The organism is Endobacterium cereale, assembly GCF_009617585.1.
Lineage (GTDB): Bacteria > Pseudomonadota > Alphaproteobacteria > Rhizobiales > Rhizobiaceae > Neorhizobium > Neorhizobium cereale.
In genome coordinates, this window is sequence record NZ_WIXI01000051.1 from 517,134 (window position 1) to 539,775 (window position 22,642).

General features: G+C 58.5%; 25 protein-coding genes. 7 read left to right on the forward strand and 18 right to left on the reverse strand.

Annotation, left to right across the window (positions count from 1 at the left end; genetic code table 11):
- Window positions 1-60: 60 nt before the first annotated feature.
- Together glmM and GAO09_RS28785 are read right to left on the reverse strand one after the other, a co-directional pair.
- Window positions 61-1,413: a phosphoglucosamine mutase gene (gene glmM, locus GAO09_RS28780; protein ID WP_153360283.1), complete on the reverse strand. Its 1,353-nt coding sequence runs from the start codon at window positions 1,411-1,413 to the stop codon at window positions 61-63.
- 256 nt (window positions 1,414-1,669) lie between these two features.
- Window positions 1,670-1,960: a hypothetical protein gene (locus tag GAO09_RS28785; protein WP_153360285.1), complete on the reverse strand. Its 291-nt coding sequence runs from the start codon at window positions 1,958-1,960 to the stop codon at window positions 1,670-1,672.
- A gap of 276 nt (window positions 1,961-2,236) precedes the next feature.
- Here GAO09_RS28785 and GAO09_RS28790 point away from each other — a divergent pair, with 276 nt between their 5' ends.
- Complete coding sequence (locus tag GAO09_RS28790) at window positions 2,237-2,818, forward strand: hypothetical protein (protein WP_209018878.1); 582 nt, start codon at window positions 2,237-2,239, stop codon at window positions 2,816-2,818.
- A 53-nt stretch (window positions 2,819-2,871) separates the two neighbouring features.
- On the opposite strand, the gene GAO09_RS28795 is transcribed toward GAO09_RS28790, so the two are convergent.
- From GAO09_RS28795 to tolQ, 11 genes are all read right to left on the reverse strand, one after another.
- Window positions 2,872-3,255: a hypothetical protein gene (locus tag GAO09_RS28795; protein WP_153360289.1), complete on the reverse strand. Its 384-nt coding sequence runs from the start codon at window positions 3,253-3,255 to the stop codon at window positions 2,872-2,874.
- A 25-nt stretch (window positions 3,256-3,280) separates the two neighbouring features.
- A complete protein-coding gene (locus GAO09_RS28800; protein ID WP_153360291.1) occupies window positions 3,281-3,517 on the reverse strand; it encodes a hypothetical protein in 237 nt (78 codons plus the stop codon).
- Window positions 3,518-3,559: 42 nt separating this feature from the next.
- Window positions 3,560-3,898 (reverse strand): hypothetical protein, encoded by a 339-nt coding sequence (locus tag GAO09_RS28805; RefSeq protein WP_153360293.1) that lies wholly within the window; start codon window positions 3,896-3,898, stop codon window positions 3,560-3,562.
- A gap of 46 nt (window positions 3,899-3,944) precedes the next feature.
- The gene (gene ftsH, locus GAO09_RS28810; protein WP_153360295.1) at window positions 3,945-5,879 is read right to left on the reverse strand and encodes an ATP-dependent zinc metalloprotease FtsH; all 1,935 of its coding nucleotides are present in this window, start codon (window positions 5,877-5,879) and stop codon (window positions 3,945-3,947) included.
- Between the two features lie 122 nt (window positions 5,880-6,001).
- On the reverse strand, window positions 6,002-7,336 hold the full coding sequence (gene tilS / locus GAO09_RS28815; protein ID WP_324185089.1) for a tRNA lysidine(34) synthetase TilS: 1,335 nt from the start codon (window positions 7,334-7,336) through the stop codon (window positions 6,002-6,004).
- Window positions 7,337-7,352: 16 nt separating this feature from the next.
- The gene (gene ybgF / locus GAO09_RS28820; RefSeq protein ID WP_153360299.1) at window positions 7,353-8,363 is read right to left on the reverse strand and encodes a tol-pal system protein YbgF; all 1,011 of its coding nucleotides are present in this window, start codon (window positions 8,361-8,363) and stop codon (window positions 7,353-7,355) included.
- A 156-nt stretch (window positions 8,364-8,519) separates the two neighbouring features.
- Complete coding sequence (gene pal / locus GAO09_RS28825) at window positions 8,520-9,059, reverse strand: peptidoglycan-associated lipoprotein Pal (RefSeq protein ID WP_153360301.1); 540 nt, start codon at window positions 9,057-9,059, stop codon at window positions 8,520-8,522.
- A gap of 226 nt (window positions 9,060-9,285) precedes the next feature.
- Window positions 9,286-10,593 carry a Tol-Pal system beta propeller repeat protein TolB gene (gene tolB, locus GAO09_RS28830; RefSeq protein WP_153360303.1) on the reverse strand — a complete coding sequence of 436 codons (1,308 nt, stop codon included), beginning with the start codon at window positions 10,591-10,593 and terminating at the stop codon, window positions 9,286-9,288.
- 34 nt (window positions 10,594-10,627) lie between these two features.
- Entirely contained in the window at window positions 10,628-11,761 is a 1,134-nt protein-coding gene (locus GAO09_RS28835) for a hypothetical protein (protein WP_153360306.1), read from the reverse strand.
- A 10-nt stretch (window positions 11,762-11,771) separates the two neighbouring features.
- Complete coding sequence (tolR, locus tag GAO09_RS28840; RefSeq protein ID WP_153360308.1) at window positions 11,772-12,230, reverse strand: protein TolR; 459 nt, start codon at window positions 12,228-12,230, stop codon at window positions 11,772-11,774.
- A gap of 35 nt (window positions 12,231-12,265) precedes the next feature.
- A complete protein-coding gene (gene tolQ, locus GAO09_RS28845) occupies window positions 12,266-12,988 on the reverse strand; it encodes a protein TolQ (RefSeq protein ID WP_153360310.1) in 723 nt (240 codons plus the stop codon).
- A gap of 438 nt (window positions 12,989-13,426) precedes the next feature.
- Here tolQ and GAO09_RS28850 point away from each other — a divergent pair, with 438 nt between their 5' ends.
- Window positions 13,427-13,909 carry a hypothetical protein gene (locus tag GAO09_RS28850; protein WP_153360312.1) on the forward strand — a complete coding sequence of 161 codons (483 nt, stop codon included), beginning with the start codon at window positions 13,427-13,429 and terminating at the stop codon, window positions 13,907-13,909.
- Window positions 13,910-13,945: 36 nt separating this feature from the next.
- Here GAO09_RS28850 and ybgC read toward each other — a convergent pair whose 3' ends face one another.
- Window positions 13,946-14,395, reverse strand: coding sequence for a tol-pal system-associated acyl-CoA thioesterase (ybgC, locus tag GAO09_RS28855; protein ID WP_153360314.1), 450 nt, complete (start codon window positions 14,393-14,395; stop codon window positions 13,946-13,948).
- Between the two features lie 122 nt (window positions 14,396-14,517).
- Here ybgC and GAO09_RS28860 point away from each other — a divergent pair, with 122 nt between their 5' ends.
- The 5 genes from GAO09_RS28860 to GAO09_RS28880 all read left to right on the forward strand — a co-directional run bounded on the left by GAO09_RS28860 (window position 14,518) and on the right by GAO09_RS28880 (window position 19,003).
- Complete coding sequence (locus GAO09_RS28860) at window positions 14,518-15,738, forward strand: NAD-dependent epimerase/dehydratase family protein (protein ID WP_153360316.1); 1,221 nt, start codon at window positions 14,518-14,520, stop codon at window positions 15,736-15,738.
- A gap of 165 nt (window positions 15,739-15,903) precedes the next feature.
- Window positions 15,904-16,719 (forward strand): glycosyltransferase, encoded by an 816-nt coding sequence (locus GAO09_RS28865; protein ID WP_153360318.1) that lies wholly within the window; start codon window positions 15,904-15,906, stop codon window positions 16,717-16,719.
- Entirely contained in the window at window positions 16,716-17,282 is a 567-nt protein-coding gene (locus tag GAO09_RS28870; protein WP_153360320.1) for a hypothetical protein, read from the forward strand. Before GAO09_RS28865 ends, GAO09_RS28870 begins: the two co-directional genes overlap by 4 nt.
- On the forward strand, window positions 17,279-18,190 hold the full coding sequence (locus tag GAO09_RS28875) for an NAD-dependent epimerase/dehydratase family protein (protein ID WP_235938554.1): 912 nt from the start codon (window positions 17,279-17,281) through the stop codon (window positions 18,188-18,190). Before GAO09_RS28870 ends, GAO09_RS28875 begins: the two co-directional genes overlap by 4 nt.
- 84 nt (window positions 18,191-18,274) lie before the next feature.
- A complete protein-coding gene (locus GAO09_RS28880) occupies window positions 18,275-19,003 on the forward strand; it encodes an RNA ligase family protein (RefSeq protein ID WP_153360322.1) in 729 nt (242 codons plus the stop codon).
- A 253-nt stretch (window positions 19,004-19,256) separates the two neighbouring features.
- Here the strand turns inward: GAO09_RS28880 and GAO09_RS28885 are convergent, their stop codons facing one another.
- The 4 genes from GAO09_RS28885 to GAO09_RS28900 form a co-directional block, all read right to left on the reverse strand.
- Complete coding sequence (locus GAO09_RS28885) at window positions 19,257-19,634, reverse strand: hypothetical protein (protein WP_235938556.1); 378 nt, start codon at window positions 19,632-19,634, stop codon at window positions 19,257-19,259.
- Window positions 19,627-19,848, reverse strand: a complete 222-nt coding sequence (locus GAO09_RS28890; protein WP_153360324.1) for a hypervirulence associated TUDOR domain-containing protein — start codon at window positions 19,846-19,848, stop codon at window positions 19,627-19,629. The genes GAO09_RS28885 and GAO09_RS28890 overlap by 8 nt, the downstream gene beginning before the upstream one ends.
- Before the next feature lie 84 nt (window positions 19,849-19,932).
- Window positions 19,933-20,934: an LLM class flavin-dependent oxidoreductase gene (locus GAO09_RS28895; protein ID WP_153360326.1), complete on the reverse strand. Its 1,002-nt coding sequence runs from the start codon at window positions 20,932-20,934 to the stop codon at window positions 19,933-19,935.
- A gap of 143 nt (window positions 20,935-21,077) precedes the next feature.
- Window positions 21,078-22,535: a methyl-accepting chemotaxis protein gene (locus GAO09_RS28900; protein ID WP_153360327.1), complete on the reverse strand. Its 1,458-nt coding sequence runs from the start codon at window positions 22,533-22,535 to the stop codon at window positions 21,078-21,080.
- Window positions 22,536-22,642 lie beyond the last annotated feature (107 nt).

The following is a 22,642-nucleotide window of genomic DNA, read 5'->3' on the forward strand; positions in this document are numbered from 1 at the left end:
ACAAAAACGGCGACCAAGTATGGCCGCCGCAATATATTTCAGTTTATTAGAATCTATAGATCAAGCGGCAGATCGAACAGTCCCGATCACGTCGATCAGTCCATCAACGATACGCTCCACCTGGGCGCGATCATCACCTTCGGCCATGACGCGGATCAGCGGCTCGGTACCGGACGGGCGAATGACCAGACGGCCCTTCCCGGCCAGTTCCGCCTCTGCATCGGCGATCGCCTGGCGCACCACGACTTCCTCCAACGGCTTGCCGCCAGCGAAACGCACGTTTTTCAAAAGCTGCGGTACAGGCTCGAAGCGGCGGCAAATCTCGCTGACCGGACGATCCAGCTTCTTCACGCAGGCCAGGATCTGCAGCGCCGCCACAAGTCCGTCGCCGGTCGTGCCGAAATCCGACATGACGATATGGCCGGACTGTTCGCCGCCGACATTGAAATCGTGATTGCGCATGTGCTCGACGACATAACGGTCACCCACCTTGGTGCGGGCAAGCGAAAGCCCCTTGTCACCGAGGAAACGCTCCAGACCGAGGTTCGACATGACGGTGGCGACGATACCATTGCCACGCAGCGTGCCGGCATCCGCCCAGCTTTCACCGATCACCGCCATCAGCTGGTCACCATCGATGATCTGACCATTTTCGTCGACGATGATGACGCGGTCGGCATCGCCATCGAGCGCGATGCCGATATCGGCACGCACTTCATGCACCTTCTTCTGCAGCGCCTTCGGGCTGGTGGAGCCGCAATCGAGGTTGATGTTCGTACCGTTCGGCTCGTTGCCGATAGTGACCACTTCGGCACCTAGTTCCCAGAGCGCCAGTGGTGCAACCTTGTAGGCGGCGCCATTGGCGCAATCGATGGCGATACGCAGGCCCTGAAGCGTGACATCGCGCGGCAGCGTGCGCTTGGCGTGCTCGATATAGCGATAGATGTCACCCTCGACGCGCTTGGCGCGACCGATCTCGTGCGGCTTGGCAAGCTGCGCGTAAATATCCGTTTCGAGCAGGTCTTCGATCTGCATTTCCAGCTCATCGGAAAGCTTGTAGCCATCCGGGCCGAAAAGCTTGATGCCGTTATCCTCGAACGGGTTGTGCGAAGCGGAAATCATCACACCGATATCGGCGCGCAGCGACCGCGTCAGCATGGCAACGGCCGGGGTCGGGATCGGCCCGAGCAGAAACACATCGAGACCGGCGGCGGTAAAACCGGCCACCAGCGCATTTTCCAGCATGTAGCCCGACAGGCGCGTATCCTTGCCGATGACGACACGATGGCGATGGCTGCCGCGACGGAAGAGCGTACCGACGGCAATACCGACGCGCATGGCCAGATCCGGCGTCATCGGGAACACGTTGGACTGGCCGCGAATGCCGTCAGTGCCGAAATAACGACGTGTCATGGAAACTCCTTGGGGTTCGCGCCTTGCCGCACGGTTTGTGCCGGGGCGCGGTGTCTTTGTCTTGGCCATTTTGGGCTTGCTTGCTTTTGGCTGGGGCGTCATCCGCAACTGCTCTTTTCGCGTGCATGTCCTGATCTCGGCTCATGCCACACTTCATGAAATCAGGCACGTAAAATAGCGTCAAAAAGGATTACATCTTGTTACCGCAGGGCAAACAGGCGTTTGCCACGATCTCCTGTAACGACAGGTTCTGTCGTCAGAACTTGATCGGCGAAATCCTGCGGCTGCGCAATTCGATACTGCCATCCTGATTGACGCGGTACCGCTCGCTGACCCGACTTCCAAAACTGCCGATGAATTCATGCGTGAAGGTGTAACCCGCCGGCATTTTTTGATAACGCCCCTTCGATTGCGGCCCGTATTTGAGACTGCCGGCGATCGGCGGAATATTGGGCGCAAAATCAATGGCGGCAAATTCCGGATTACCTGTGCCGCTACAGCCGGAAAGCGCCATCAGCAGAGCCGAAAGAACAAGCAGCTTTTTCATCGGGACACCTTTCTCGATATCGATACACACCGCATAGGCCATATCACAGGCAATGGTTTAGGCGAATGCACCGATTAAAGGAAGCGCCAGTGCCATCTGTCGCATTCCCGCAGCCAATACGGAAAGTGTGCTGGTGCCAGCGAAATTTCAATTGAGCCGGAGGTCACCACAGTGCGAACATGGAATGACGATTTTTGTCGCGGAAGATCGCAGGAGAGCCGTTGCGCCAGCGTATCTTCGCACTAACTCTTCCAGAACCGCTTTTTCAGGACCATGTTGTTGATGTCGAAGACTGTCACTGCTTCCGCATTTCTTCTCATATCGCTTGCAATTTCTCTTCCGGCGCAGGCCGCACAACACTTCGTCGATGAAGCAACCGGTTTCACCGTGCAGGTTCCGGCGGGATTCGATATCGGCAACCGCCGCGCCGATGCCAACCACGACATTCTGTTAGACATTGTCAGCCTCAGCGGCCAGCCACCCGTGGCCGGAAACAGCCATGCGCTGTGTGCCGCTGGCTTTCGCAAAAATCCACCGGATTTTGACCAGACGCAGGAAGATCTCAGCAACCCATCGGCCATACGCCACATGATGACGGCCAGCCGGCAAGCGCTTGAGCAGCAGGGAATGAAAATCGAGAGCGTCGACCCTATTAACCGGGAGGACGTTGCCGGTTTCGAACTCACCATGATTCCACCGCTTGGTCCCGATCACCGGAATTTCAGGCTTTACATGGCATTTATGGACAAGCCGGTCGGTCGCATGGATCTGCTATGCGCTACGACAAAAGATGCATTGCTTCCTGCCATGGGGTTGATCCATGCGATCCGCGATAGAATGACCGTCACCTCCCCCTGATTGGCAGAGAACGGAGCCGGCAGCGCGCGCCGATGCGAGCCGGGATCACTCCACTAACGCGTTGATCCGAGCCCATCTTCTGTGACACCTCTCCCCGGCACGTCCTTGGCGACATCAGCCAGAAGCACCGGATTGTTGACCTTTAGCACCTCCGCCACACCGACTACCCTTGTCCCTTCACAGACCGTGATCAGGCGTCCCGGCCAGACGCTGCGGGGATAGGCCTCCGGGGTGATGAGCCAGACTTGCGCTACAGCGCGCTCACCAGTGACGATCCGATCCACGCCGACAAATTCGTGGTGGGCCGAGGTCTGGTAATCATCCATGATCCGATAATGTGGACGGTAGCCCGACAAAACAACTCTACTGCCGCCTGAGGCACTGTCGGCGGTAAGTTGGAAAATCACTTCGAGATCGGGGGGTTTGGTGGATTGCATCAGTGACGCCAATTATTTGAACGGGTTACTGAATCCAGCGCACAAAACGCCGCCAGCACAGGTAAATCGAACCGATGACCAGAAAGTATCCGAAAGAATAAAGCGGCCCGGTTATATACGAGGCGACAACCAGACAACCGACATCCTGGCAGGTATAAAAGAGACCGGAGCCATCCATCGTTCGCGTGGCGGTCTGATAGCCCAGAAAAACGCAGAGGGCCGACACCAGAACAATAAGTGCAGCAATCTTGAATGCTTTCAATCCTACCTCGCTATTCTTCAAATTTTTTAGCCCAGTATTATTCTAACTCCGAACATCCATCCGCCATACCGCCAGCAAGGCAATTGCCTTGCGCGCAATATCCAGCCGATGTTCAGGACTTGTCTCTATCTCCATCTGGCCTTTTTCCGCCCCTGCAAGATATTCCGAGATGACATCGGCCTCAGAACCCGATGTAACCAGCCTCCAGAATTCCGGCAGATAGTCTCGGTATTCACCCTCCAGGCATTCCGTATCAGTGCTGATGCCGATCGGATCCCATTGACGGAAAAGCAAGCGATCCAGCGCTTCGTAAGCGCTGGCATCTTTTGCACTCAGTTTCGTACCCACGAAAAACCAACCTTCATCCAATAAAAAAGCCACCCCAGCATCAGCAAGGGTGGCTCCATCTCAATAACCGTCACAAGCCTCAGTGCGGCTGCGGCTCAAGCCCGCCTTCGGAAGCGTCACCCTTCGGCTCGTCCTTCTTGGGCCCGGCGGAAGGAACGGCCGAACCACGGCTCGGCGTGGAATCGTCACCCAGATCACGCGACGGCTTCTCGCCACGGATCAGCGACTTGATCTCTTCGCCGGTCAGCGTTTCGTATTCCAGCAGGCCTTCCGCGATTGCGACAAAGCCATCGTGATGGTCCGTCAGGATCTGGCGCGCTTCCTGATAGGCTTCGTCGATCAGACGACGCACTTCCTGGTCGATCTTCTGCGCGGTCGATTCCGACACGTTTTTCGACTGCGAAACCGAATGACCGAGGAAGACCTCCTGCTGGTTTTCACCATAGGCAACCTGGCCGAGGATGTCGGAAAAGCCCCACTGGGTGACCATGGCGCGGGCAAGCTTTGTGGCCTGCTCGATATCCGAAGATGCACCCGAGGTGATATTTTCCTTGCCGAAAGTCAGTTCTTCAGCAACGCGGCCGCCCATCATGATGGTCAGGCGCGACACCATCCACTTGTAGCTCATCGAATAACGGTCGCCTTCCGGCAACTGCATGACCATGCCGAGCGCACGGCCGCGCGGAATGATCGTTGCCTTGTGCAACGGATCGGCAACCGCGACCTTGAGCGCCGTGATGGCGTGGCCGGCTTCGTGATAGGCAGTGAGCTTCTTTTCGGCCTCGGTCATGGCAGACGAGCGGCGTTCCGCGCCCATCATGATCTTGTCCTTGGCGTCTTCGAATTCCTGCATCGTGACGAGGCGCTTGTTGCGGCGCGCAGCCATCAGGGCGGATTCATTGACGAGGTTCATCAGGTCGGCACCGGAGAAACCGGGCGTACCGCGAGCCAGAACCTTGAGGTCGACATTCGGTGCCAGCGGCACGTTACGGGCGTGAACCTTGAGGATGCGCTCGCGACCGACGATGTCCGGGTTCGGCACCACGACCTGGCGGTCGAAACGGCCCGGACGCAGAAGTGCCGGATCAAGAACGTCGGGACGGTTGGTGGCGGCGATCAGGATGATGCCTTCGTTCGCCTCGAAACCGTCCATCTCGACCAGCAGCTGGTTGAGCGTCTGTTCGCGTTCATCGTTACCGCCGCCGAGACCGGCGCCACGATGGCGACCGACGGCGTCGATTTCGTCGATGAAGATGATGCAAGGTGCATTCTTCTTGGCCTGTTCGAACATGTCGCGGACGCGGCTTGCACCGACACCGACGAACATTTCAACAAAGTCCGAACCGGAAATCGTGAAGAACGGCACATTGGCTTCACCGGCAACCGAACGGGCGAGCAGCGTTTTACCCGTGCCCGGAGGTCCGACGAGCAGAACACCGCGCGGAATACGGCCGCCGAGGCGCTGGAATTTCTGCGGGTCACGCAGGAATTCGACGATTTCTTCCAGGTCCTGCTTGGCTTCGTCGACGCCGGCGACATCGTCAAACGTGACGCGGCCATGCGCTTCCGTGAGCAGCTTTGCCTTGGACTTGCCAAAACCCATCGCACCGCGCGATCCACCCTGCATCTGGCGCATGAAGAACAGCCAGACACCGAGGATCAGCAGCATCGGCAAAAGCGTGCCGAGATAGCTCAAAAAACCGGAGGAACCATCCGTCTCGGGGCGCGCGGCAACCTGAACGTTCTTGGTGGTCAGCCGGTTGATCAACGAGTCGTCGATAACGGGGGAATAGGTCTGAAATCCCGGGCTACCGTCGGTATAGGTACCGATGACGCGGTTGCCCGTAACGACCACGTCACGGACCTTGCCGGCATCGACATCAGCCAGAAACTTCGAGTACGGAATTTCTCTCGAGCTCGTTTGCGACGGCGCAGTCTGGAACATGCTGAACAGTGCGATCAGCAGCAGAGCAATCACCGCCCACAGAGCAAAATTACGAAAATTTGGGTTCATCGAACTCCCCGATATGCACGACGGCTTTAGGCCGCCGCCTTTATTGGTCCTTAACATAGGATTGTGGCAGCCCGTTGCCAAGGCAAAGCGCCGGTAACCTTCACGTTTTCCGTGCGAAAGCGTTAAACGGGTGGCAATAAATAGGACTGGCGGCCCATAAGCCGGGCGATCGCGGCTGCAAGCGGCAGGTCAAAGACCGGCAGGAAGCGGTCGAATGGCGCAAGATGGGGCGCGATGGCGACCAGCCCTTCGCCCTGTTCCGGCACATGCGGCGAGACCCGCGCACCAAGTTTTGCCAGGCCGGAATGCGCATTCTCGAATGCAGCGGCATGATCCGTGCCGGCAACAACCTCGATCGGCTGCAATCCGCGGTTTTCGATGCGGAAACGACCATCCCAGACCACCGTCTGCCCCGCCCCGATCGAAAGATGCGGCAGATTGCGGTTTTCGCGCAGAAGGAAAAGGCCGTCACGCCGCCTGTCGAAGATCACACGCCCGGTGGTCATGCGGCCATGCATGCCGCTGTCCACAAACACCATCAGCCGATCTGCATTTTCGCGCGACAGGCTGTGAGGACGCCCACCCAGAACAGCCGCGAGCATGGAAATTGCGTGGCGAATGGCGGCGGATTTTTCTCCGAAACCACTCGGGTCTATTTTTGCAATGACCTGTTGTTCGATCTGCGCATATTCAACCAGCCAGTCAGCCGCACGCTGTGCAATCTCCACCCTCGACCGCGTGGCAAGCATGATGGTCTCGAAATCGATGGAGGGAATGCCGGCTGCCAGCGTCTGGCGGACGCGCACCCGCTCGTAATGCGGATCGAGATTGCTTGGATCGTCGATCCACGAATAACCAGATTCACTGAGAAAAGCCCGAATGTCGCTCCGACAGCTGTGGAGAAATGGACGCAGGATCCAGTGGCGAGCGTCAAGCAGTGTTGCCGGTGCCATGCCGGAAAGGCCGGGAGAGAATGAAGGATCGCCTTGTCCTTCAGCACGCCCCGCCCGCATCACCACCGTCTCGACCTGATCATCCGCAGTGTGACCGGTGACGATGGCTGTAGCACCAATTTCGCCGGCAATGGCGGACAACAGCGAATAACGCGCCTCGCGGGCAGCAGCGGAAATGCCGGTCGTGGGCTTTTCACCCTCCCAGCGACGGATCACATGAAAGATGCCGAGTTCGGCGCAAAGTCTCGCCACCGCCCGCGCTTCCTCAGCAGCCCCGGGGCGCAGCGCGTGGTCAATGGTGGCGGCAGAAAGCCGGATATCGGGATGGAAAGGAAGGATCTGAGAAAGGCCGACAAGAAGGCCGGTACTATCGCTGCCACCGGAAATGGCAACAAGAAGGTGCGCGGGTTTTCGGATGTCGCGCAGAAAGCCGGAGAGTGCCGACAACGGTGGCAGGCTTCGATCCGGGGATTCGGCAATGATGGAAGGCAGCGGCGGCGTCACGACGCGAACCGCCGCATCAGCAACCGAGACGCTTCTGCTCGCTGACGACCTTGGAGGCGACAGGACGCGCTGCATTCGGATACCGGCGCGTGACTTCCTTCAAGGTGGCGCAAGCCGTGTCCTTGTTGTCGAGTGCAGCCAGCGACATGCCGAGCTTCAACAACATTTCCGGCGCCTTCGGCGAGGTGCCGAATGCCTTGTGTGCGTCGAGGAAGGTTTTTGCCGCCTCGTTATATTTGCCTTGCGAATACTGGGCTTCACCAAGCCAAAAATGTGCATCGGCAGCGCGGTCGGCCTTGGGATGCGCGGCAATGTAATCGGTAAATTCCTGCTCGGCGATCTTGTAGTCACCCGACAGGACATGCCCATAGGCCGCACGGTAGGCATCACCCTCATTCGAAAGCGAAGCGCTCTGCTGGCCACCACGATTGCTCGACGAGCCGTTATTCACACCAGGGAGCGAGCCCGAACCGTTATTGGCACCCTGGTTCATCGTCGCGCCCTTCGGCATGCCCGACTGATCCATCTCAATCGAGCCGAGCACCGTCGACGGAGGCGCTGCGGTGCCGGAACGGCCACCCGGATTGCCACCCGGGTTCTGGCCGTTCGACGCCTGCCCGCTCATGTCAGCAGGGTTTTGCTCGATGATCTGGCCAAGTTCATCGTTTTTTTTTGAGCCTTCTGCCGGAGCGGCAGCAACTGCAGGGCGGTTGCCGGAGCCACCACCCTCGGATTTTTCAAGCTCCTGGAAACGGAACTCGTTGTCTTCCTGCGCCTTGCGGATCTGTTCCTGCATCTGCAGAAGCTGAAAGCTCATTTCCTCGATGCGGCCGTTCAACTGGCGGATTTCTTCCTGAAGCTGCTGAATTCGCACGGCTTCATTGCCCGCCTGGGCCAAAATCAGCGGCTGTTGCTGCTGCGGCTGTGCCTTGGCGTTACCACCATTGAGGAACGGCAGCCCGAAAGCTTCCGCCTGGCCGCTTGCGGCCGCAAGCCCCAGCATTGCTGCCAAAGCAAGTTTCTTCATATCTTAGATCCCGAATCGTCTTGAACCACGCCGGATTGGCGCAAGCGGACATTTTGCCAACTCCACCAAAAATACAAGTGAGTTCGGCCAAACTAAGGAGAAACGAAAAAGGCGACCTTTCGGCCGCCTTCACTTTTTCGTTTCCCGAAGGAAAAATTACATGCCGGCGCCGCCGAGAACGGTAACGGCGCGACGGTTCTGCGACCAGCAGGAAATGTCGTCGCAAACGGCGACCGGACGTTCCTTACCGTAGGAAATCGTGCGCATGCGGTTGGCAGGTACGCCACGCGATGCGAGATATTCCTTGGTGGCGGCAGCGCGGCGTGCGCCGAGTGCCAGGTTGTATTCGCGGGTACCGCGTTCGTCGGCATGGCCTTCGACGGTGATGGCGTAGCGCGGATAGCGCTGCAGCCACTGGGCCTGACGATCGAGGATCTGCTGCGCATCGGCGCGAACCGACGTCGAGTCGGTGTCGAAGAAGATGCGGTCGCCGACATTGACGGTGAAGTCCTGGCTCGAACCCGGGGTGGCTGCGCCACCGGCACCGCCGTTCAGGCCGAGATCACCGGCGTTGTTCGGCATGTTCTTCTTGTTGGCGCAACCGGCCAGAGCAAGAGCGAGCGTCAGTGCGATGACGGCCGGGTTACGGGCAAGGGTCTGCATGCGGCTCATCGCCTGGGTCTCAATGCGGCTCATGGCCGGTCTCTCCTTGGATAAACTTTACAGTTGCCGGACCATAACCTTTCTCGGTTAATCGACAGCAAACGGTTATGGTTAACGATCCGTAACCAATGTCCCCTTCTGGCCTTTTTCAGGACATTGCGGCGGTAAAGAGGCGGTCCCCGCCTCTCCGGTGTTCACGATAGGTCTCTGGTATTTACAATTGAAAAGAGGCGGTTGCCCGCCTCCTGTCATTGTCATGCTATTCCATCAGCGGCGACCAGGCCGGGTCGGACGCGAATGTCGGGGTCTTGATGGCCTGCTCGTTATAGCCGGTCAGGTCGATCGAATAGAGCTGCGGGCCACCGGCGCCGGCGTTCTGACGGAAGAACATCAGCACGCGGCCGTTCGGTGCCCAGGTCGGGCCTTCGTTGTGAAAGCCTTCGGTGAGAATACGCTCACCCGAACCATCCGGCTTCATCACGCCGATCGAGAATTTTCCGCCCGACTGCTTGGTGAAGGCGATCAGATCACCACGCGGAGACCAGACCGGCGTCGAATACGAGCCGTTGCCGAAGGAAATGCGGTTCTGGCCGGAGCCGTCTGCATTCATGACGTAAATCTGCTGACGACCGCCACGGTCGCTTTCAAACGTGATCTGGCGACCATCCGGAGAATAGGACGGTGCTGTGTCGATGGCGGCTGTATTGGTCAGGCGCGTCGTGGTGCGCGAGCGCAGATCCATCGTATAGATGTTCGCATTGCCTTCCTGCTGAAGGCTCATGATGACCTTCTGACCATCCGGCGAAAAGCGCGGCGAAAACGTCATGCCCGGAAAATTGCCGACAACTTCACGACGACCGGTTTCCAGCTGCAGCAAATAAACGCGCGGCTGGTCGCCTTCGAACGACATGTAGGTGACTTCCTGACGGCTCGGCGAAAAGCGCGGCGTCAGAACCAGATCCTTGCCGTTGGTCAGCGACCGGATGTTGAAGCCATCCTGGTCCATGATCGACAGCTGGCGCTGGCGGGCTGTTTTCGGCCCGCTTTCCGATACGAACACGACGCGGGTATCGAAATAGCCCTTCTCACCGGTGATCTGCTGATAGATTGCATCGGCGATGATATGGGCGACACGGCGCCAGTTGTCCGGCTGGGTATAAAACTGCTGACCGGTCATCTGGCTTCCGGCAAAAGTATCCCAAAGGCGGAATTCGGCACGCAGACGGCCATCGGCTTCACGCGTGATACGACCCGAGACCATGGCCTGCGCATTGATGGCCTTCCAGTCCTCGAAACGTGGCTGCTGGTTCGGGTTGGAAATCTTTTCGATGAACGCGGCCTTGTTGATCGGCGCGAACAGGCCCGAACGCTGCAGGTCGGCAGCGATGACCTGAGAAATCTGCGGGCCGAGTGCGTCATTGGACAGGAAATCCGTGATCGCGATCGGCAGTGGCTCAACCTTGCCCTTATTGACGTTGATCTCGACCCGGGCCTGAGCCGGAGCAGAAAACATCACGGCCATGCCCGCAAGAGCGATCACGAGACGGATGAAAGAACGTTTCATCATTGTACTAAAGCCTTTCAGCTACGCTTTCAGCTGTTTAGAGCGCGAATTCAGAGGGATCGAAATTGACGACGACCTCGCTCCACGTGTCATATTTATCGGCGGGCAGTCCCTGGAACGGCTGCGATTTCAGGACGGCGCGGCGAGCACTGGCTTCCATCGTGCGGCGAGCCGTATCAGACCCACCCGTCGACGAAACTTTTGGGCTGCCAACGATATTGCCGCCCTCGTCCAGATTGAAGGTGACGGTGATGATCATCCCCTGCAGGCCTTCGATGCCAGCAAAGGTCGACCAGTTGTTCTGGATCTGACCACGCAACGCATCCATTTCGGACATGCTGAGGCTCTGACCACCGGTCGTCTTCTTGCCGCCGAGCGAAGCGGTCTGGGTCGAAGATTTGGCACCGCTGCTTGGCGCATCCTGCTTGTTGAGGAAATTCTCGATATCGTCCGGATTGAACTTGCTGTCGCCCGCCTTGGTGGTCTTGGCGGTTTCCTGCTTCTTTTCGGCCGGTTTCTTTTCCGGTGTCTTTTCAGCCGTCTTGGTCTCCGGCTTTTTCTCGACCGGCTTTTCCGGAGGCTTTTCAACCGGCTTTGCCTGTTCCTTCGGCGGCTCCGGCTTCGGGCGCGCAGCCGGCAGCGGCACGCTGTCCGGCAATGGCGCGTCTTCGGTCTTGGCCTCCGTGGGCGCAGGGGTCGGTTCCGGCGGCTTTGGCGTCGGCTGCTGGACTTCCGGCTTCGGCGGCGGCAGCGATGCGGTCTCGACCGGCTTTGGCGCGGTCTCCTCCTTCACCACGTCCTTGACCTCGTTGTTTTCCTTCGCCGTTTCCGGCATCGGCTTTTCCACCTTCGGCGGCGCCATGGCAGATTCGGTCTTCACCGGCTTTTCAACCGGGACAGGCGCACTCTTCAGGTCGACGGAGTTGTCGCCAGTATTCTGCGCATCCGGCACATTGGTCGGCTTTTTGGTCGGCGTCGGCGCGGACTTTTCAGCCTTGGGCGCCTTCTTGTCGCCTTCTTGGATCTGGGTGATCGATTCCACCGGCACGATATCGACCGGCAGCGCCTCGACCGGCGCCACTTCCATGGGCGCAGGTGCGCCTATCGACACCAGCGCAAAGGCCAGTGCCGCGGAGTGCAGAGCAAAAGATGTGCCGAGACTGGTCTTCATGGCACCCCGATCACTGCGTTTCCTGCAGGGTCACCAGGCCGATGTTCTTGAAGCCGGCCGCAGAGACGCGGGCCATGACCTTCATGACGACGCCATAGGCGGCGGCAGTATCGCCGCGCACATAAATGCGTTCGTTATAGCCGGTTGTTGCAATGGCTTCGAGTTTCGGCACGACTTCGTCGATGCCGATCGGGGTTTCCTGCAGATAGATTTCGCCCGCCGGGTTGACGGAGATCGTGATGGGCTGGGTATCGGAGTTCATGGCGCTGGCCTGCGTTTCTGGCAGGTCGATCGGCACGCCGACCGTCATCATCGGTGCGGCCACCATGAAGATGATGAGCAGAACGAGCATGACGTCGACGAGCGGCGTCACGTTGATTTCGCTGATGGCTCCGCCACCTGCGCGACGACGGCGACCGCCGCGACGACCGCCACCACCACCTTTTGCACCGCCGGCCGACATGCCCATGGGTTATGCTCCTTGAACGCGTTTCGCCGTTGGATTTACTGCGCAGCCTGCTGACGCGGCTGCAGCTTTTCGTCGATCTGACGCGACAGGATGCCGGAGAATTCGTCGGCAAAACCTTCCATGCGCGCAGACAGTTTGCCGGCATCACCCATGAACTTGTTATAGGCGATAACGGCCGGGATAGCGGCAACAAGGCCGATCGCGGTGGCGAGCAGCGCTTCGGCGATACCCGGTGCGACGACGGCGAGGTTGGTGGACTTCGAACCGGCGATCGCCTGGAACGAGGTCATGATACCGATAACCGTACCGAACAGGCCGATGAACGGACCGGCCGAACCGATGGTGGCGAGCGAACCGAGACGCGCTTCGAAACCTTCGGCTTCTCGGGCAAGCGTCACATCCATGGCGCGGTCGATACGCATCTGCAGACCGATCGGCGAACGGGCGCCGCGCTCAAAACTCTTCTTCCATTCGCGCATGGCCGAAACGAAGATCGCGGCCATGCCGACATTCTGGCGATCGGCGAGCGTGCGATAAAGCTCTTCCAGCGACTGGCCGGACCAGAACACCTGTTCGAACTGGTCGAACTGGCGCTTTGCCTTGGCGAAGTTGATGTATTTGTCGATGACGATGGCCCACGTCCAGACCGACGCAAACATAAGGCCGATCATCACCGCCTTGACGATAAATCCGGCTTGCATGAACAGCGCCCACAGACTGACATCGTGAGTGGCTGCTTCCAACGCTACCTGTTCCATCTAACTCTCAATCCCCGAATCCAAACGCCCGGCTTGTTCAAAGACCGGGCGGGTTCAAAAGCGCGCTCTCGCGAGTATGTGTCTGTTCGCTAAAGAAACCGACTGACCCCAGATACCCTAGGTTTTCAGCTTGGCTTCTCGCCTTGAAATTTGGTCAAAGGAAGGCGTGCATCGCACAAATTCCTCACGCCTGAGTAAGACATGATTATCGTTAATAAAGGGTTACAGCCGAGCCGGCCATGTGCTTGGCAAGACTCAGCAATTTGCTGTTCAAAGGTTGCCCGCCGGCGGTGCCCGGTGGAAAAAGCGTTTCCGCAGCGTGTTTTAGCGTCGAGCGACTTGATCCCTGCCCTGCCGCCACGTATCGCCCCGGCACGACGATTTTTGCCGTTCCGCCAGCCATGGCATCGGCACCAATGATTTTCACCGAGGCATCACATGTTCGTAACCCTGCGTTTCCTTGCCGGCATCGCTGTCGTATCGCTACCGATTGCACCTGCCGCCTTGGCCGCCGATTTTCCTGTCCGAAAGCCGGGCCTGTGGATCCTTACGTCCAAAGACAACCCGTTTGCCGACTGGTCTATGTGTGTCGGTGACAGCAAAAACCATTTCATCGACAGTGACGTCTGGAGTGATTTCGACAAGGAATGCGAGGTCATGACATCGAGCTGGAACGGCAACGAAGGCGCTCTCGAGGCAGGCTGCGAACTGAGCGGCACCGGGAATGTCAAAATGGCACTGACCTATGCCGGCGATTTCCAGAAAAGCTACCGGTTCGAATCGATCACCAGTTTCAAGGCCGCCGGTGAGCAGGTTTCACAGACGATCCGGGCCGAGGTGAAATTCGCCGGACAATGCCCGGTCGAACTGAGGCCCGGCATGAAGAAGATGACACGGACGGGCATTGTTCTCGGCAAGTGATATGAAGCGCCTGAAGGTGCGCGAGGCTAACCGCGCCTACTCCGGCTTCCCCAAAAACTTCTCCGCAATCGTCTCCGGCAAGCGCCTCGGGCGGCCGTGCTTGTTGATCACCGCAATCACCACCTTGGCGGAAATAAGCAGCGTATCGCCACGACGGATCTCCTGATCGAGCACCATCTTGGCGCCGCCCGCCTTTTCCGTGATCGTCTGGATGGTGATGACGTCATCCATGCGCGCCGGCTGCTTGAAGTCGATCTCCATGCGGTGCACCACGAAAACCAGTCCCTCGTCATCGACCGAAATCAACTGGCTCTGCTCGCAGCCGAGGCAGCGCAGATAGTCGGAGCGGCCGCGCTCGAGAAAATGCAGATAACGGGCGTGATAGATCAGGCCGGAGAAATCCGTGTCCTCGTAATAGACCCGCTGCACCAGACGGTGACCATTTTCGATAAGTTCGCCTGAAAGCGAAAAACTGTGCTCAGTCATGGATATGCCTTGGAATTTTCATGTTGTGCCCTTCATAAGGGAAGGACAACACACCACGCTTTATTGCCTGTCACGAAACTTCCCTATCAGGAATTTTTGTCAAAACCAGCGGAGACATCATCATGAAGATTGCAGTTCTGGGCGGCGACGGATTTGTCGGCTGGCCGACTTGCCTTCACCTGTCGGATGCCGGACACGACGTCCACATCCTCGACAACCTTTCCCGCCGCTGGATCGATACCGAACTTGGCGTTCAGTCCCTGACGCCGATGGACTCGATACAGGAACGCACCCGCATCTGGCACAATGAGACGGGTCGCCGCATCCATTTCAACCTGATCGACATCGCCAAGGACTATGAGCTTCTTAAGGGCTGGCTGGCAAAAAATCGCCCGGATGCGATCGTGCATTTCGCCGAACAGCGCGCCGCTCCCTATTCGATGAAGTCCGACCGCCACAAGAACTACACGGTCAACAACAACGTCAACGCCACCCATAACGTCCTCAACGCGCTGGTCGAGCTCGATCTCGATGCGCATCTCGTGCATCTCGGCACGATGGGCGTTTATGGTTATTCCACCGTCGGCGCCGCCATTCCGGAAGGCTATCTGCCGGTCGGCATCGAGACGATGGACGGCCGCACGGTTTCCCAGGAAATCCTCTATCCCGGCAATCCCGGCTCGATCTACCATATGACCAAGGTGCTCGATCAGCAGCTGTTTGCTTTCTACGCCAAGAATGACGGTCTTCGTATCACCGACCTGCATCAGGGCATCGTCTGGGGCACGCACACGCAGCAGACCCGCCGCCACGAACAGCTGATCAACCGCTTCGATTACGATGGCGATTACGGCACAGTGCTCAACCGCTTCCTCATTCAGGCGGCGATCGGTTATCCGCTCACCGTGCATGGCGTCGGCGGCCAGACGCGCGCCTTCATCCACATTCAGGATTCTGTGCGCTGCATCGAGATCGCGCTCAACAATCCGCCGGCCAAGAACAGCCGCGTCGAAATCTTCAACCAGATGACCGAAACCCACCGGGTGCGCGATCTGGCCGAAATGATTTCCAAGATGAGCGGCACCGAAATCGCCTGGCTGCCGAACCCGCGCAAGGAAGCGCCGGAAAACGATCTCGTCGTGAAAAACGACAAGTTTTTGGGCCTCGGCCTAAAGCCGACCACGCTTGGCGAAGGCCTGCTGGCGGAGATCGTCGACGTTGCGAAGAAATACGCCTATCGTGTTGATCGCACACGCGTTCCGGCCGTTTCGGCATGGACGAAGGACATTGCCGCCAAGATCGAACATGATCCGGAAGGCAAGCGGCTGAAGTCGGTTTCGTAAGATTTTTTCGAGGCGGTGTCGCTTTGCACTGCCTACCACTTTGTTCTCCGTCATCCTCGGGCTTGACCCGAGGATCTAAGCACGCCCGAGAATATTCAACGGCGGCAGATCCTCGGGTCAAGCCCGAGGATGACGGCAGCGTTATGAGGGAGTTACCGCCAAGCCATGAACCACGCCTTCGTCACGCTCGTCACCAATGCTGATTACGCGATGGGCGCCACGGCACTTGCCCGCTCCATCCTCCACACCGGCACGGATGCCGATATCGTGGTGCTGCACACCGGCGCCGTCTCCGATCTCGACCTGTTGACGCTGACGGCGCTTGGCTGCCGCCTTATCAAGGTCGAACACTTACCCCTTTCCGACGAATTCAACGAACGCCATGCCCGCAAGAACCTGCACGGCGCCGCTCCCTTCACCAAAGGCCGCAAGCCGGAATTCCACACGCCGCTCGACAACTTCTGCAAGCTGCGTCTGTGGCAACTGACGGAATACGAGCGCGTAATCTTCATCGATGCCGATGCGCTGGTGCTGAAAAATATAGACAAGCTGTTTTCCTATCCAGAATTCTGCGCCGCGCCGAATGTCTATGAAGGACTTGGCGATTTCCACCGCATGAATTCCGGTGTGTTTGTCGCCAAACCCTCACTCGAAACGTTTGACGCCATGCTGGAAGCACTCGACGTGCCGGATGCCTTCTGGCGACGCACCGACCAGACGTTTCTGGAGCATTTTTTTCCCGATTGGCACGGCCTGCCGGTGACGATGAACATGCTGCAATATGTGTGGTTCGCCATGCCGGACCTGTGGGACTGGAAAAACATCGGCGTGCTGCATTACCAGTATGAAAAGCCGTGGGAGACGGATCATCCGAAAGCGGACAAACTGCGGCCGCTGATCGACCTGTGGCAAGCCTATTATGAGGGGCGCGAAATCCCGGACATTGCGACGCTCGAAAATCCGGCGGATAGTCCTCGATGACAAATATCGAGCCAAAGCCGTTGCCTGATCTTGATGCTCCGCTGGTGCCTGCAAAGAGCGCCGCCGGGTTCACGCTGGGCATGGCATTTTCCGACGTACTGACTATGATCGCGCTGACACAGGAAGTGCGCTTCATGAAGATACCCAATATCCAAGAGGGATACTGGGAATTGATGGAAAGCAGCACAGGCTGGATCGGGGAAATTCGACTGCGACATTTCCAGCATAAAAATCAAGTCTATAGGTCTCTCGCTTTCAAAAATTTGGAAATCATCCTCGACTTTGCGGTGTCCGATCTTCTTTACAAAATTACGGTTGGGCCAGGTTACAGGAGTAAATTCGGTGGCATTGGCATCGGTGATGATGTCGCCGGGATTGGCGATGGCTACACGATCGAGTTCAATTCGATAGAAGATGACTTCATCATCCATAAAGATGGAGAATGGGTGCCGGGCCTGCATTTTGTGACGGATTGCAAACAACCTCTGGATCTGTGCCCGAAACAGATTGTCGAGTCCATTTCCATCCATGATGTAAGCCTGGCCGACGTTACAGGGAAATGATGGACCTGAAATTGCCCTCCTTCGCCCCTCCCGTCTGCAGCGTTCTTCTGTCCGGCGGAACGGGGCTTGTCGGGCAATACGTGACTGATGGGCTGCTTCGCGCAGGGCATTCGGTTCGCTTGGGAGGACGGCGCCAGCCAGCTTCCGATCTCACCTTCACGCACCTCACTCTCGACCCTACGCTCGACCAGCGGGAACAATTCGCCGGCATCGATGCCTTCATACATCTCGCCTTCGATCACCTCCCCGGCCGATATCGTGGCGGAGAAGGCGATGATCCGGTGCGCTTCCGCCATCTCAATCACGAGGGCAGTGTCAAACTGTTCAAGGATGCCAAAGCGGCAGGTGTCAAACGCTGTATTTTTCTGTCCAGCCGTGCCGTCTATGATGGCTTGGCCGCCGGCAGCGTACTGCGTGAGGACATGACGCTCTCGCCAGACAGCCTCTACGGCCAGATCAAGCTTGAGTCGGAACAGGCACTTGCCCGTCTTTCCTCCAGCACTTTCATCACCACCAGCCTGCGCGCCACCGGCGTTTATGGCCATCATCGACCCAACAAATGGGATGCATTGTTTGGCGATTATCTCGCTGGCAGGCCAATCGCACCGCGGGCCGGAAGCGAAGTGCATGGCGACGATCTGGCGACGGCAATCCTTCTGCTGCTCGAACAGGATGCCAACGTGGTGAACGGCAGAGCCTTCAACGCGTCCGACATCGTCACCGACACACACGAAATCCTATCGCTTTATGGCAAGGCAGGCGGCGTGTCTCATCCTCTGCCGGCACCGGCTGATCATGCGATGGTGAACGTGATGGACACAACGCATCTCAAATCGCTCGGCTGGCAACCGGGCGGGCGGGACAAGCTGAAAAGCAGCTTGCGAAACCTGGCTGTCTCGTCGCGCTGACCCTGTACAAGCCGCTTTTAGCTCTGGCATTCTTGACAGGCCGTACATCGATGAACTGGCGGGCACAGGCACAAGAGATCCTTCATGACCGACACAAAACCTTCCAAGCCGCTTGGCATCAAGGGCTATGGCAGCACGCCACATCTGGTCGGCTCGCGGGTCGGACCGGCAGACTATACCTTGCCGCCCGAGCAATCGCGCCTTTTCACCACCGGCCCCGCAAGGCGCGGCGACAGATTTATTGTTACGGAAAAAGTGGACGGCTCATGCGTCGCTATTGCAAGACTTGACGGACAAATCCATGCCCTGAACCGGGCCGGATATCCGGCGTGGAGTTCGCCTTACCCGCTCCATCTCGCTTTCGAGAGATGGGTGGCGCAAAGGCAATCCCGCTTCCTCGATCTTCTGCAGGAGGGCGAACGTGTCGTCGGCGAATGGCTGCATACCGCCACCGGAACCCGCTACGATATCGACGATCCGGAACATCTGTTCGTGGCGTTCGCGATCATGCTCAAGCATCGGCGTACGGCCTATGACGAGTTTAGCATGCGTGCGGACAAGGCGGCCCTGCCGCGGGCGCACGTGCTTCACGACGGCGGCCCCCTGACGGTGGAAGCCATGCTGGAAACCTTGGGCAACAAAGGCTTTCACGGCGCGTTGGACGGGACAGAAGGTGCTGTCTGGATCCACGAAAACGACGGCACCTTTTCCGCGATTGCCAAATATGTGAAGCATGACAAAGTCGATGGGCGCTATCTGTCCAGCAACAATGGCGGCCTGGATATCATCAACTACAGCGGCCCGGTTATCTAGAGCACATCGCAGCCAATCTGCACCATTCTGCCGGGGCAGGTTTTCGTCAGGGCAGCGGCGATTGGCGAAGGGCATACCCTAAGGTACGTTCGAGCCGATCGCCTCTTATCCGGGCGGAAAGATGCCTGGCCCCTTCGGGGTTGGCTGATACGGGCCGCCTATTCGTTCGGCCGGCTTGGCCGTAGAGCGGAGCTACGACGCGCGCCGGCCGAACGAATATCCGACTCCGTCTAAGCCAACAGAATGGTGCAGATTAGCTGGGACGTGCTCTAGCGACAACCGGTCTGCGCTGTCTCGACTGCCTCTGCCCTTCCACCCAAGTTTTACCCGCATCGCCGCCCCACATCAGCCAGGCGACATAACCAGCAGACGGATCGTCGTCATTGCCAAAATTTCTGGCGCGTCTGTCGAGGTTATGGCGGGCGAAAAACGCGGCCATGCGTTTCATCACCTCATCCGACAACGGTTTGCGGTCTTTGAGATCGCAGGCGCGCGCAACCCCCACCATAGTACCGCCCCGATGAAATTTCTGGCGCAGAGCCAGCCCTTTGCGGGCAGCCGCCGAAACCGGTTCAGGCGGAATATATTGCAGATTTGCGGGTGACTGTCTGTCGGTCATCTTGTCAGTCATGAGCCGGCCTCACTTCTGATCGGCTCTTCAGCACCCTGCCGCCATCCTTTTGACGGATCAGCAATGCCGGTTCCTGTTTGTCGGCCTTGCGCTTGATCACCTTACCTTTGATTTTACGCGATACGTCGGCGGTGAAAGTCTTTTCCACCTTGCCTTCGGCGCTGTTGGCACCCCAGGTCCATTCGACCTGGCTTCCGGCACGGAGCTTTTTCATGTTCGCCTCCTTCTCTTCGAGACGAAACAGGCCCCGGCCGGGATTGTTCCGACCGGGGCCTGAGGAAATCAAGGCGTTGCTAAATCAGTCGGTCGTCTTCTGCATCATCGAAAGATTGGCAAACATCTCCACCGAACGAAGGCGCGCGTCGATATCGTGGATCGGCATCGAAACGATCAGCTCATCCGCCGCCGTATCCTTCAGGAATTCGCCAAGTTGCGTTTCCAGCGTGGCAGCCGAACCGACGGCAGCATAACGCAGCGTGTGCTCGACATTGATGCGCTCGATATCATTCCAGTGGCCGTCCATGCTGTCCACCGGTTTCGGGAATTTCGTGCGGATATTCTTGCGCAGATTGACGAATTGCTGCTGCGACGATGTGAAGAGGCGTTTTGCCTCCTCATCTGTCTCCGCGCCCACACCCATCACACCGACCATGACATAAGGCTTGTCGAGCGTGGCGGAGGGCTGGAAGCGTTCACGGTAGATATGCAGCGCATCAAACAACATATCGGGCGCAAAATGCGAAGCAAACGCATAAGGCAGGCCGAGGGCCGCCGCCAGATGAGCGCTATAGACGCTGGAGCCGAGCAGCCAGACCGGCACGTTGGACTCGACACCCGGAATGGCAAGAATGGCCTGATTGTCCAGCGGCGTGCTGAGCAGGTGCTGAAGTTCCAGAATGTCGTTCGGAAAATTGTCGACGCCTGCCTCCATGTTGCGGCGAAGCGCCTGCGCGGTTCGCATGTCCGTGCCCGGCGCGCGGCCAAGGCCAAGATCGACACGACCCGGGAAGAGCGCTGCCAGCGTGCCGAACTGTTCTGCCACGACAAGCGGAGAATGGTTGGGCAGCATGATGCCGCCGGAACCGATGCGGATGCGTTTGGTGGCCTGCCCGACATGACCGATGACGACGGCGGTGGCAGCGCTGGCAATACCCGGCATGCCGTGATGTTCAGCCAGCCAGACGCGTTTATAGCCTTCATCCTCGGCCTTTATTGCCAGCTGGCGCGATTCATCCAGCGCTTCGGTGGCGGTCCTGCCCTCGCCGATCGGCGACAGATCGAGAATGGAGAAAGGGATCATGAGAAAATCCTGCTGCAAACATGAAAATGCGGCGGATGATGATCCACCGCACCTTCCATGTAGGAAGCCGTAGCGCAGATGCTAAGGCCCCCGAATTGATTTTCGACAAAGGCATGTGACAAAAACGCCTGTGCGCACGGCGGCTATTTGACGCGGCGCAGATAGGGCCTCGGCCCAGATGGACGCGACGTGTTGGCTGGCGCAGGCATGGGCGGGAATGCCGGCAGCGACGGCACAGGCTGGTTGAAAAGCCCGAGCTTCAACTCCATGCGGCCAAGGCTGCGTGACAGGGCACTCATGGCAAGCACTGTTTTTTCCACCACATTGGCATGACCGCGTGCGCCCGCTTCCAGTTCGCGCGCCACCAGCTCGACCTCGCCGATGACAGTCACATCCTCGCGGCCGGCGCGGGCAAGTGTCGCTGCGCGATCCTCTATGGCTTCCATCTGCTGACCAAGCGCCTCGAGATCGGCCTGCGATTTTGCCATCACGTCAGCCGCCGAATTTGCCTTGGCGACGCCGGGCATGGTGATGCCTGACAGCTTTCCGGCAGCGCGCGCCGCCCGATCGGCAAGCGTTCTCACCTCTTCCAGCAGAGCCCCGACATCCTTGCTGCCTCCAGTAGACTGAACGGCGCCGATGCCCAGGTTGAGCGAGGCAAAACTCGTGTCTCGAAAAATATTCTGAACGTCTTGCGCCGTCGCATTCATATCGGCCGAGGCTCTGGCAACACTGTTGACCGCACTCTTAGCAGATGTGATCGCCTGAGCGCATTGCATGATTTCCGCGCGCAACCATGCGGCCAGCGCTGCCAGTTCCTGTGCTTCTTCCGCCCTCGCCGCCGCGCCATGGGTAAGCATGGACGCCGAACGGCGCAGTTCCACGATACCGCTGGCCTGATCGGCTCCTTGTCTTGCGAGTTCGGTGCTGGCTTCCAGCACGATGCCGGTATCGCGAACGACCATCGCATGACTTCCATCACCACCCATGTTTTCGGCAAGCATGATGGAAGCGCGATTGAAATGGATGCGCACCGGCTCCAATTCCGGCGGCATGGACAGATCCAGCTGCAGGCCCAGTTCGCCATTGGCGAGACGGCGCAAGCCATCGGCAAGCTCTCCAACCGCCACCTGACGAACCTGGTCCTCTACCGCCTGCTTGAGACGTTCTGTCGTCAGCTGTTCATCAATGCTCCGGCGATCCCGCCGGTCCTGCTCGGCGCGACGATTGCGATCCGACAGGACCTGTCGCAAGCGAAAAAGCGATCGGCTGGATGCGCTGATGTCACCGCTGGATGCCAGCGTCAGACCAAGGCCCGGCACCGCATCGCCACCGCGAGCCACTTCGGCGCTGAGCGTGCGTACCGACGTTTCGAGCCGGTCCAGCGGTGCCTGCACCAGCCGTGCCAGTGCAATCAAGGCTGCAAGCGTTGCCAGCAATGCGCCAGCGCCGACGACAGGAAGCCACAAGCCGGTTCCACCAGCCAGATCGATGGGGGCCGCCAGCGCCATCATGGCGCCAACGGCCAGAGCATTGAGTATTAACAGAACGGAAAGGACCTGTACCGGCCGCGCCCGCAACTGAGTCACTATCGTCATCATGACCTCCTCCTCCCGTAAGTTCTGACGGGATTTATTTCAGCAACGGCTTATATGCTGGCGAAGTTTCAAACACCGTTGGAAGAGGATTAACCGTTCGTTAACAGGCC